An 11,816-nucleotide genomic window follows, 5' to 3' on the forward strand; every position below is an offset into this window, starting at 1 on the left:
ATTTTTCCATCCATTATAGTGCTACTTCGGCTGCGTAAAACGGCTGCTTCCTGCGCCTCGTAGTGGCGCTTTTGCTCCCTCATAGTGGCACTTTTGTCCCCTCATAGTGGCGCTTTTGTTTTTGGTCCAGAGTCTGGAAAGTACATTTCTAGAGTCTAGATAAGGTCATTCTAGAGTCTGGATCGGGTCAATCTAGAGTCTAGAATGGTGTAGTCTAGACTCTAGATCGGGATCAAAAGTTACGCTATTGCAAGTCAAAACCATAAGTATTAGGATGCAATAGTGCCACTATTGCGTTGCAGAAGCGGCACTTTTGTGCTGCCACGCCGCTAGAAAGATGCTGCCACGCCGCCCCGGTGGCCTGCCGTTAGTATTTCTGCAGGAAGGCCACGAGGTTGTCGCCCTGGTCCAGAGCCAGTTTTTTGCGCAATCGGTAGCGGGCGGTCTCGATGCTGCGCTCGCTGCAGTTCATGAGCGAGGCAATCTCTTTCGACGACAGGTTCATGCGCAGGTAGGCGCACAACTTGCGGTCGTTCATCTTCAGGTCGGGGAATTGTTCGGTGAGCTTCTGCATGAAGTTGTCATAGACCAGGTTGAAGTTCTCTTCAAACTTCTGCCAGTTGGAGTCGTCGCTCATGTTCATGTCTATGCCCCGTCTGATGTCCTTGATGCGTTTCTGAATGGCCGTTTTCGCCTCGTCGTGCTTCACGCCCTCCGAGAGTTCAAACATCGACTGGTCTATCTCCTGCAGCATCTCGTTCTTGCGCACCAGGTTGATGGTCGAGTCGGCCAGTTGGCTGGCTTTGTGTTTCAGTTGTATGTTCAGCTGTTCGTTGCGCAGCAGTGCCAGCTCTTTCTCCTGTTGGGCCTGCTGTATCTGGAACTCGCGTTCCTGTTCGCGCAGTTGTCGCTCCTGTTCCTTCTTCACGCGGCGCAGTTTGTCGTTGTAGCGCGCCTTCTGATACTTAGCCAACGCATAGACTGTCAGTCCCAGCAGTATTATATATATAAGGTAGGCCCACCACGTCTCATACCATGCCGGCAGAATCTCGATGCGCTGCAGGAACTCGTCCTCCTGTCCGGTCAGTCGGTTCAGTGCCTTGACGTGGAAGGTGTAGATGCCCTTAGGCAGGTGTGTGTACTCCTTGTTGTTCACCACCTGTGGCGAGCTCCACGCCTTGTCGTAGCCCTCCAGCCAGTAGGAGTAGGCCACAGCCTGCGGGTCGCGGTATTCGGGCATGATAAACTCTATGCGCAGCGAGTTCTGGCCGTGGGCCACCCGCAGTGGCTGTTGCTCCTTCTGCGGGAAGTACATGTACACCAGCGAGTCGCCCTCGTTGGTGCTGTAGATGCGTCTCACGTAAACCTTCGACTCGTACTTCATGGGGTGCTCGTCGTGGAAGGCCACGTAGAAGCCGTCCAGACCGTTGAAGATGGTCTGGCGCTCCAGGAAGCTCGGGTCGCCCATCGACATCTGCAGGTTGTCTATCATGCCGTTGTACGACACGTTGTCCACCACGTAGCCCTTGCCCTTGCGCTGTGCCAGAGCCATGAAGCCCACGGTGTAGGCCCAGAGGTCGCCTTCGGGCGTCTCGTAGATGGTCAGCGGGCTGCCATACTTATTGAATATGCTGCTGATGTCCTTGTTCAGTTCCAGTTGTCGCCGCTTGGCATCGTACTGATGCAGTCCGTCCACCGACGAGACGTACACCCTGTTCTTGATCCTGCAGATCGTGTTGAGGTTGTCCACCAGCAGGCCGTTGCCCTCGTGGAAGTATTCCACCTGTTCCGCCTTCAGCAGGTCGCTGCTCAGGCGGAAGTGATAGATGCCCTTCTGCCAGTGCGACACCCAGATGCTGCCATCGCTGTCCTCCAGTATCTTTCCGCTGATCTCCGGAAAGCCCTTCAGTCGGTGGGTCAGCGTGACGCGAGCCCCCGTTTGGCTCAGGATGAAGAATCCCTCGTAGTCGCATCCCAGCAGATAGCCCGGATGATGCCTCAGTGGCACCACCTGCAGTGTGCCCAGCGCCCCCTTGATACGCTGCGACTTCCCCTTGTCTATGACGAAAGCCCCGTGGTCGGTGCCGCAGATCAAGTAGCCGTCGGCGGGTGTCAGGCACCACACCTGTCCGTTCATGCCGTCCACCAGTCTCACCTCCTCCTGTGTCGGTCCGTTCTTCAGCGGGTAGCCCGCCATGAAGAGGCCCTGGCTGGTGCCCAGGTATAGCCTGTCGTCCATCAGTGCCGAGGCGCATCCCGAGCCAATATGATTGTTCAGCAGTTTGTAGTAGCTGCCCGAAGTCAGCGCATAGGCGATGCCGTTGTTCAGTCCCATCCAGATGTTGTGCTGGCGGTCAAAGCCTATGGCCAGCACCGTGTTCTCCTCCAGTCCGTGAGCGCTGTTCACGTAGTCGGTGCGTCCCGTCTGCAGATTCCTCAGCACCAGTCCGTTGCGGATGGTGCCAATGGCCAGCGTCTCGTCGAGGATGGCCGCACAGAATATCTGGTTCTTCTTCAGAAAAGAGCTGATGTCCAGTTCAAAAGCCACCGTCCGCTGCTCCCGTGGCAGATAGAGAAACAGTCCGTCCTCCTCGGTGGCCAGCAGGTAGTTGCCGTGATAGGGCAGGGCAGAGCGAACGTTCTTGCCGTAGAGCGGTTCCAAGCCTTTCAGTTCTACGAGCTGCTGCCCCTGGTAGCTGTAGGCCTTCTCGTTGCACACAATCAGGATGCCCCTTTCGTCGGTGGCCATCGACTCGATGCGATGAGGCACCCTCACCACCTTCATCTTGTCTTTAAAGTCCCACAGCAGGATAGATGTCTTGTTCTGAAACACCGCATAGCCCCTCCAGCTGCAGATGTTCCACACCTCCACCTCGTTGAGGTCTTGGTTGCTCAGCAAGTGCTTCAAGCTGTGATACACCAGCTTATTCTCCCGGCTGCTGCCCTGAAAGTAGCCCAGTTCCTTGGTGCCTCCCACCAGGATGCGGTTCTCCTCCTGGTCGAAAAACACCGCGCGCACGTCGCTATAGTTGCCGTTCGGATACACGTTCCACTGTCCCCCGTCGAAGGTGAGCAGGCCCAGCGCGTTGCCAAAGAGCATGCGCCCGTCGGCTCCCTGCGCGATGCTCCAGTTCTGGGTGCCAGCATGATAGGCGTGGCGGTCGAAGTTGCGCAAAGTGAGGTGCTGAGCTCCGAGCGGTGAAGGCGCTAAAAGCATGCAAAATGTCAGTAGCAATGAAAACACAGTTCTCATGTCGTATGGTTTTAAGTTATTGGTTGCCGCAAAGTTACAATAAATAATATAATGTGGCACCTTTTTTCTTTCTTTTTTGTGCTGAGGTGCATTTTTTTACGTATTTTATAAAAAACGCCCATTCCTTCGGTATTTTTCCACCATTGGCAATAGCTAAAAAAGCAAAAAAGTGAGTTTTTTATGTGGCGCTTTTTTTGTAATGATGTCCGATTCAGCCTATCTTTGCATCCAGATTTTCGAATCAATAACCAAAAACCAAAAGTAATAATGAATAAACAACTATTTACCTTAGCGCTACTGATGCTACCTCTATTGATGGCAGCTCAAAGCATCAAACTGCAAGGAACGGTAGTAGATGATCAAGACGGCGAACCGCTGATTGGCGTCACTGTCATGATTACCGGTACCCAGCAAGCCACCGTCACCGACCTTGATGGCCACTTCTCGCTTTCGGCTACGAAGGCAGGCGCCCTCTCGTTCTCTTATATTGGTTATAAGAGCGTGCAGCGCGCGTTCAGCAAGTCGGCTACGATCAATGTGCGCATGGCCAGCGATTCCAAGATGCTCGACGAGGTGGTGGCCATCGGCTATGGCACCATGAAGAAGAGCGACCTGACCGGTTCGGTGGCCACGGTCAATACCGACCAGATGAAGAAGGTGCCAGCCGTCAGCATAGACCAGGCCCTGCAGGGACGTGCAGCTGGCGTGTCGGTGAACCTGAACTCCGGTCAGCCCGGCTCGGGTGCCACTGTCCGCATCCGTGGTATCGGCACCGTCAATGATGCCAACCCCATCTATGTGGTCGATGGCGTCATCACCGACAATATCGCCTTCCTCTCTCCCAATGACATCGCCTCTATGGAGGTGCTGAAAGACGCCTCGTCCACCGCCATCTATGGTTCGCGCGGTGCCAACGGCGTCATCCTGGTCACCACCAAGAACGGTACGGGCAAGACCGGTCATAGCGAGATCACCTACGACGGCTACTACGGATGGCAAAGCGCCACCAAGATGCTCGACGTGATGAAGTCCCAGGATTTCCTCGAGACGCAGCTCTCGATGACGGGTGTGGCCCGCTCTAAGCACAACTATTATTATAATAACGGCTTCAATGCCTTCATCAATCGCTATGTGACCTCCACCAGCGAGTACTTCCCCGCCGTGCTGGGTTGGGATGCAGCCCACCCCGACGCAGGTTTCGACTATTCGGCCGTGGACACCGACTGGCAGAGCGAAGTGTTCCGTTCTGGTGCAGCCATGCAAAACCACCACGTGTCTATCGATGGCGCTACGGACAAGAGCACCTATTCCATCAGTGGCAGCTACTATGACCAGGACGGCACCATCATCGGCAGCGACTATCAGCGCTACACCCTGCGCGTGAACACCTCGTTCCAGATGAAGCCCTGGTTGAAGGTCGGCGAGAACGCCACCTATATGACCAGCCACGGTCGCACCGTGATGAACAACAATGCCTCGGCAGGCGCTTCCATCATCTCGGCTGCGCTGGCCATGGCTCCCTGGGATCCCACCCACTATCCTGTCGGTTCGCTCACCCGCAAGGGCAAGGACCTGAGCGGTGAGATTGCTGCCGGCAGCAACTTCAAGAACGTCACCAACCCCTTCTCCATGGTCGAGCATTCTCATCCTAAGAATGTCAACGAGCGCTTCGTCACCAATCTCTATGCCGAGATCACGCCGTTCAAGGGTCTCACCTTCCGCACTGACGTCAGCGCCGACATGACCTGGAATCGCGGCCGTGGCTATGGCGAGAAGTATCAGCACTCCGACTACGACTACTCCACAAAGGACGGTGTCTCGTCTAGCATCTATCGCTATAGCTCTGTGATCTGGAACAACATCCTGACCTATGCCAACAAGATTCAGGACCACAACTTCTCCATCATGGCCGGTCAAACTGGCGAGGAGTATAACATGTATGGCCTGTCGGCATCGGGCAACTACGTGCAGGATGGCAGCAACCAGAACCACTGGTACATCAACTACACCGACCAGGCCACCCGTCTGGCTGGCGACGACGTCAGTCGCTCACGCCGCTTCTCCTGGCTGGGTCGCGTGTTCTATAGCTATAAGGACCGCTACCTCTTCACCTTCAATGTGCGTGCCGACGGCACCAACAAGTTCCCTGAGAACAAGTGGGGCTACTTCCCCTCGCTGGCTCTAGGCTGGCGTGCCAGCGAAGAGAACTTCCTGAAAAAGGTGGACTGCCTGGACAACATGAAGGTGCGCTTCGGATGGGGCCGCATCGGCAACGATAAGATTGGCAATGATGCCTTCAACCAGACCGTTCAGACCACAGCCCCCACGTTTGTGAGCTATGTGCTGGGCCAGACCCAGGCGCTGACCGGGGGTGCCACCGTCATCACCTGGAAGAACCAGGGTGGCCGCTGGGAACTGACCGAGACCTGGAACCTGGGTGTTGACTTCAGTCTGTGGAACAAGAAGCTCTATGGTAGCATCGAAGGCTTCATCCGCGACACCAAGGACATGCTGCTCACGGTGAAAGGTCCAGCCTGGATTGGCAACCTCTATGACGCACAAGCCAATGTCGGCAAGGTGCGCAATCAGGGCGTGGAGATCCAGTTAGGTCATTTCAACAGCATTGGCAAACTGAACTATTCTGTCGATGCCAACGTGTCGTTCATCAAGAACGAGCTCTCTTCGCTGAATGGTGGCGACATCGTGCGCAATGGCGATGGCATCCGCATCTGCGACCAGGGCTATCCCCTCTACACCTTCATGGGCTACAAGTACCTGGGCGTCTATCAGACCGATGAGGAGGCCGCCACAGCCATGTGGGGCTATGGTGCAGCCCAGCCCTATCATGCAGGCGATGCAAAATACGAAGATGTGGCGGGACCTGACGGACAGCCCGACGGCAAGATCGACGAGTATGACAAGGTGGACATAGGCAATCCTTTCCCCACGGTGACCTATGGTCTCAACCTCACGGCCGACTATCAGGGCTTCGACTTCTCCATGTTCTTCGCCGGTCAGGCAGGCAACAAGATCTATAACGACATGCGCCGCCGACTGGAAGGCACAGGCACAGAGTGCGCGCTGGCCGACTATATGGGCAGTGTGTGGCACAATGTCTATGACGACAATGGCAACATCATCGGTCAGGAAGGCAGCATCCCCAACCCCTACAACTCTATCAATAGCGCCATCTCCGACCGCTTCGTTGAGAACGGCAGCTTCCTTCGCCTGAAGAATATCCAGTTGGGCTACTCGCTGCCCAAGAACCTCATCGCGAAGGCCGGCATCAGCCGACTGAGAATCTATGCTTCTTGCAGCAACCTCTTTACCATTACCAGCTATAAAGGCTACGACCCCGAGGTGGGCAGTGGCGTGGACTATGGCAACTATCCCCAGGCTCGCACGTTCCTCATGGGTGCACAACTGACTTTCTAATTACAAGCGTAAGATCAATAAAGCATATACATCATGAACACCAAATACTTTAAATATCTCTTCATGGGGCTTTCCGTGGCCTCGCTGACCGGTTGTAATGATTGGCTCGAAGAAGAAACACCGGGCATCACACGTCTCGACGACTATTTCAATACGGGTTCGCAGTCGGCTGCCGAGAGTATCGTCAACGCGGCCTACACCCCATTGCAGTGGGACTTCGGTTCTACCTATTGCGCGGAGTGGTTCATTGGCGACATTGCTTCCGACGATGCGCTGAAGGGCGGTCAGAACATTGCCGATGGTGGCGACTATTACGACATCGATAACTTCAAGGTGCAGGCCGACAACGACATGCTGCTGAACTACTGGCGCGCCCAGTGGACAGGCATCTCGCGTGCCAACCTGGCCATCCAGAAACTGCCAGAGCTGAAGGCCGACGACCTGACCCAGGAGCTGCGCACACGACTGTTGGCTGAGGCTCACTTCCTGCGTGCCTACTATTACTTCCGTCTGGTGCGGGTCTTTGGCGGCATGCCCATCGTGGACTATATCGTGGACAGCAGCAATAAGTGGTATCCCACGCGTGCCAGTGTTGCCGACTGCTATGACTTCATCGTGGCCGACCTCGAGGAAGCCGAGAAAGGCCTGGCCTTGAAGAGCGCCATGGGACCCGACGACCTGGGCCGTGCCACCAAAGGTGCCGCACAGGCCATGCTGATGAAGGTGGCACTCTATCGCAAAGACTATCCCACGGCCAAGTCGTGGGGCGAGAAAGTGGTCAAGTCGGGCGAGTATGACCTGTTTGGCGACTATTACGACAACTTCACCTTGCCTGGCGAGAATGGCATCGAGAGCGTCTTCGAGATCCAGTATATGGAAGACGATATGAGCGACTATGGCGGTTTTGGTTTCACCCGTGGCACCTTCACGCAGATCCTGACACGTTCACGCTCCAACAATCTCGGTGGCGGCTGGGGCTTCAATCGTCCCACGCAGAACCTCTACGACGAGTATGAGCCTGCCGACCCCCGTCGTGAGCTGACCATCCTCACACCCTCACCTGCCGACATGACCAACGAGGCCGAAGAGACCTATTGCGGCAATACGTACATCTCGAAGAAACAGGGTTGGTACAACAAGGACAACACCTTCTCGGCATTGGCCCACCATTCGCGTGGTCCGCTCAACAACCGTCAGATTCGTTTCTCCGACGTGTTGCTGATGTATGCTGAGGCTTTGACCGAGGTAGGCACGGCTGCCGACCTGGCCACGGCCAAGACCATGCTCAACAGGGTCCGCTCGCGTGTCGGTCTGGCTCCCTTCCCCTATAGCGCCACCATTCAGAAGACCACCAAGACCTTTACCGACACCCAAGCCGACCTCCGTGCAGCCATCCGCCACGAGCGTCGTGTGGAGCTGGGCATGGAAGGCCACCGCTGGTTCGACCTCGTGCGCTGGGGCATTGCCAAGCAGACCATGGATGCCTATATCGCTCAGGAGAACGACGAGGCCAAACAGCAGTGGGGCACCTTTGTGGAAGGCAAGAACGAAGTGTTCCCCATTCCCACCCAGGAACTACAGCTGGGCAAGCTCACCCAAAATCCGAATTATTAATCCATTAGCTATATTAATAACTTAAAATCAAAAACTATTATGAAGAAATTTTATCTGATGGCAGCCGCAGTGCTGTGTGGTATCTCAGCAATGGCACAGGAAGTATCTGTTACTATGGCAGAAGAACATCCTTTCACGTTCTCAACCAATGAGTCGTATGTAAGTATCTACATGGGTGAAGAGACCCAAAAGGCAAACATTCCAGATGAAAACTACATCTATATCGGTCCTGACGAGAATGCAGGTCGCAACCTCTGGATATGGGAGAACACCTTCAATGGTATTACGGCCAGCGACTTGAACTCTTTTGGTGTTCCCGGTGAGTATATGGCTATGGAGGTAGGTAATGTGGGCTGGAGCGGACTTGGCTACAATATTGCTGCCGCCAATCCTATCGACCTCAGTTATATCGACAGCAACTGGTCGTTACATTTCGCCGTTAAGATGACTTCTGCGCAGACCGTGAGCTTCCAGCTGACCGATGCCAACGGAAAGGAAGCCAAGATTGTGCTTGGTAAGGACCCCATCGATGGCGTACAGCCTGTAGCCGACTTCCCCCGCGACGGTGAGTGGTACAACATCGATATTCCCATGACTTGGTTCGAGGATAAAGCTGAGTTTACGTTTGCCGACGCTTCAGCTTATGCCGACAAGAACTACTTCGTACTGCTGGCCGGCGGCGTTCAGGGCACTGTTGTCAACTACGATGCTGTGTTCTTCCATGGACCCAAGGTTGCCAATGGCATCAACACGGTGAAGACCAGCAAGAAGGCTGCTGATGGTTTCTATAACCTGAACGGTCAGCGCATTGCCAAGCGCAAGGGACTGGTTATCACCAAGTGCGGCGACAAAGTAAAGAAAATGTTTGTAAAGTAACAACACATGAGGAAGACATTCGTCATTATTACTGTTTGGATGCTTGGTGCTGTGCTGGGCCTGCAGGCTCAGCGCAGCTACAAGCGAGGCTTTGGCGAGAATAATCTGGGCTATATTCAGGATCTGAGCGCCCTGGCACAAGGTTGCACGTGGTGGTATAACTGGGGCGGTGCCTCCAACAATACCCACGAGAACTACCTTGCTGCGGGCGGGCAGATGGAGTTCACCCCGATGGCATGGAACGGCAACTACAATGTTGACAACTTGCGTGCGTACTATCAGAGTCATCCGCAAGACAAGTTCCTGCTGGGCTTCAACGAGCCCAACTTCCGGGCGCAGGCCAACATGACACCGGCGCAGGCCGCCGAGAAGTGGGTCGCCCTGGAGCAGTTGGCCGAGGAGCTCGACCTGAAGCTGGTGGCACCTGCCCTGAACTATCCCGACGGTGCCATCAACGATGGCGTGACCTATCAACCCAAAGCATGGATGGATGGCTTCATCAAGGCTTACAAGGAGCAAAACGACGGTCGTGAGCCTCGCATCGACTTCATGGCGCTTCACTGCTACATGGACAATCCGCAGGCGATGATCGGTTTTGTGGAGGATTTTGCCAAGACCTATGGTAAGAAAGTGTGGCTCACTGAGTTCTGCGCATGGGAAAACAAGAGTCTGACGGCTGAGACCCAGCAGCAGACCATGGTCCAGAAGCTGGTGTTGCTGGAGCGCAGCCAGTGGGTGGAACGCTATGCTTGGTTTAAAGCACGCAATGGCAACAGCTATCCTTACTATAACTTGGTGGAATATCCCAATGTTTCTAAGCAGATTCCTGCAGGCACGCTCACCAAACTGGGTTTTGCCTATGTTCATATGTCTGCATGCGACACGCTGAAGTTCTACAAGCCTGGCGACACCATCCCGGTCAACGCCTTTGTTGATGCATCCAACCTGAAGGACATCCAGTGGGGCCTTGACCCCCAGACGCGCGATAGCGTGGAGATTGGCATGGGAGCCAGCGTGTCGTTGACCTACCAGATTGACGTGCCCGAGGACGGACAGTATCAGTTGCTCCTTCGTGCCGCTCGTGCCGAAGGTAGTGCCACCTTGACACCACGTCTCAACATCCTCGATGGCGACGGCCAGGTGCTGGTCAGCAAGTATGTGATGGAACCGGGCGAGACCGCTCTGACCTATGTTCCCTATGTCTTCGACCTCCAACTGAAAGCCGGTCGGCAGACCATCACCCTGCAGAAAGACAATGCCCGCGCTTGCAACCTGTCGCTCATCCGACTGGAGAAGGCCTTCAGCGCTGACGACCCCGACCTGAAGCAGGCCACGGGCCTGCCCAGAGGTAGCCAGGTGTCGGCCATTCAGGGCACCCGTCCTCAGGCGTCCGCCGGCATCCGCTATTACGATTTGAAGGGTCAGCAGGTGCGTGCACCCAGGAAAAGCGGACTGTATGTGGTCCGCACAGAAACAGGAACCAAGAAAATTTTCACTAAATAGATGAAACAACTTATTATGATGATGACGCTGGCAGCTGCTGTCACCGCAAGTGCACAGGCCGGCCAGGAGATGACAGACGATTACCAGTTGGTGTGGAGCGATGAGTTCAACGGCACCAGCCTCGACGAACGCGCATGGAACGTCGAGGTGAACGGCAATGGTGGCGGAAACCAGGAACTGCAGTACTACACGCGTGATAACGTCACCATCGAGACCGAGCCCACCAGCGGTGCCAGTTGTCTGACGCTGACGGCTGCTCGCAAGAACTACCGCGGCAAATCGTTTGTGTCGGGGCGCCTGAACACTCAAAACAAACTGTTCTTCACCTACGGCCGTGTGGAGGCACGCATCATGCTGCCGAAGACAGCCAACGGTCTGTGGCCCGCATTCTGGATGTTGGGCAACGACTTCCAGCAGGTGGGATGGCCACGCTGCGGCGAGGTGGATATCCTGGAGATGGGCGATGGCACCGGCATCAGTCAGCAGAAACAGGAATACCGCTTCAACGGTGCCTGCCATTGGGGCTACTACAACGGTCAGGGGCAGTATCCCAATTATGCCCGCAGTTCGAATGCCCCCTACAGTCTGCAAGATGGCGAGTTCCATTTGTTCACCGCCGTCTGGGACGAACATAAGATCCGCATGTATCTCGATCTGGACCGCAACCCGGATGCCTCACCTTATTATGAGATAGGCGTGGAAAGCTTCGAGGACGACTGGGGCACGGGGCATTACTTCAACAAGGACTTCTTCATAGTCTTCGACCTGGCGGTGGGTGGCCTCTATACAGGCATACTCGAGCCCAATAAGATCACGGCCTTGCCGAATAGCGGCGATGAAGCAAAGATGTATATAGACTATGTGCGGGTCTATCAGAAGAACGACAACTCGTCGTTTATCACTGTACCGGAGGGATATAGCACACGCATCTCGGAAGTAGCCCCAAGCAGCACTTCCGAGGTGTCTGCCGTTTTTGACCTGATGGGCCGCCAGCTCAGTCGCCTGCCCAAGCATCGCATCTGTCTGGTGCGCACCGACAAGGGCTTTGTCAAGGTGATGACCAAGTAGTAGGGGGCAGATAAAAAAAGCAATACCATAAAACCATTCTATATTTATTAATCACTAACAGTAAGAA

Annotated in this window: 6 protein-coding genes; 5 read left to right on the top strand and 1 reads right to left on the bottom strand. The window is 55.0% G+C overall.

The features are described 5' to 3' along the window. Window positions 1–367 precede the first annotated feature (367 nt). A complete protein-coding gene (locus tag T496_RS0100565) occupies window positions 368–3,253 on the bottom strand; it encodes a triple tyrosine motif-containing protein (protein WP_081783478.1) in 2,886 nt (961 codons plus the stop codon). A 267-nt stretch (window positions 3,254–3,520) separates the two neighbouring features. Between T496_RS0100565 and T496_RS0100570 the strand changes: the two genes are divergently transcribed. From T496_RS0100570 to T496_RS13060, 5 genes are read left to right on the top strand one after another with little or no spacing between them, the layout of a single operon-like run. Further along, the gene (locus tag T496_RS0100570; protein ID WP_197018909.1) at window positions 3,521–6,688 is read left to right on the top strand and encodes a SusC/RagA family TonB-linked outer membrane protein; all 3,168 of its coding nucleotides are present in this window, start codon (window positions 3,521–3,523) and stop codon (window positions 6,686–6,688) included. Between the two features lie 33 nt (window positions 6,689–6,721). Continuing rightward, window positions 6,722–8,302: a RagB/SusD family nutrient uptake outer membrane protein gene (locus T496_RS0100575; RefSeq protein ID WP_027449017.1), complete on the top strand. Its 1,581-nt coding sequence runs from the start codon at window positions 6,722–6,724 to the stop codon at window positions 8,300–8,302. A 39-nt stretch (window positions 8,303–8,341) separates the two neighbouring features. Further along, window positions 8,342–9,178 carry a hypothetical protein gene (locus T496_RS0100580; RefSeq protein ID WP_027449018.1) on the top strand — a complete coding sequence of 279 codons (837 nt, stop codon included), beginning with the start codon at window positions 8,342–8,344 and terminating at the stop codon, window positions 9,176–9,178. Window positions 9,179–9,184: 6 nt separating this feature from the next. After that, complete coding sequence (locus T496_RS14280) at window positions 9,185–10,681, top strand: glycosyl hydrolase (RefSeq protein ID WP_081783480.1); 1,497 nt, start codon at window positions 9,185–9,187, stop codon at window positions 10,679–10,681. Then, complete coding sequence (locus T496_RS13060; protein ID WP_052341989.1) at window positions 10,682–11,749, top strand: glycoside hydrolase family 16 protein; 1,068 nt, start codon at window positions 10,682–10,684, stop codon at window positions 11,747–11,749. Window positions 11,750–11,816 lie beyond the last annotated feature (67 nt).

The organism is Xylanibacter brevis P6B11, from assembly GCF_000621825.1.
GTDB lineage: Bacteria > Bacteroidota > Bacteroidia > Bacteroidales > Bacteroidaceae > Prevotella > Prevotella brevis.

Excerpts from the sequence above, each read along its gene's own strand:
- T496_RS0100565 (WP_081783478.1), bottom strand. The coding sequence starts at position 3,253 with ATGAGAACTGTGTTTTCATTGCTACTGACATTTTGCATGCTTTTAGCG.
- T496_RS0100570 (WP_197018909.1), top strand. The coding sequence starts at position 3,521 with ATGAATAAACAACTATTTACCTTAGCGCTACTGATGCTACCTCTATTG.
- T496_RS0100575 (WP_027449017.1), top strand. The coding sequence starts at position 6,722 with ATGAACACCAAATACTTTAAATATCTCTTCATGGGGCTTTCCGTGGCC.
- T496_RS0100580 (WP_027449018.1), top strand. The coding sequence starts at position 8,342 with ATGAAGAAATTTTATCTGATGGCAGCCGCAGTGCTGTGTGGTATCTCA.
- T496_RS14280 (WP_081783480.1), top strand. The coding sequence starts at position 9,185 with ATGAGGAAGACATTCGTCATTATTACTGTTTGGATGCTTGGTGCTGTG.
- T496_RS13060 (WP_052341989.1), top strand. The coding sequence starts at position 10,682 with ATGAAACAACTTATTATGATGATGACGCTGGCAGCTGCTGTCACCGCA.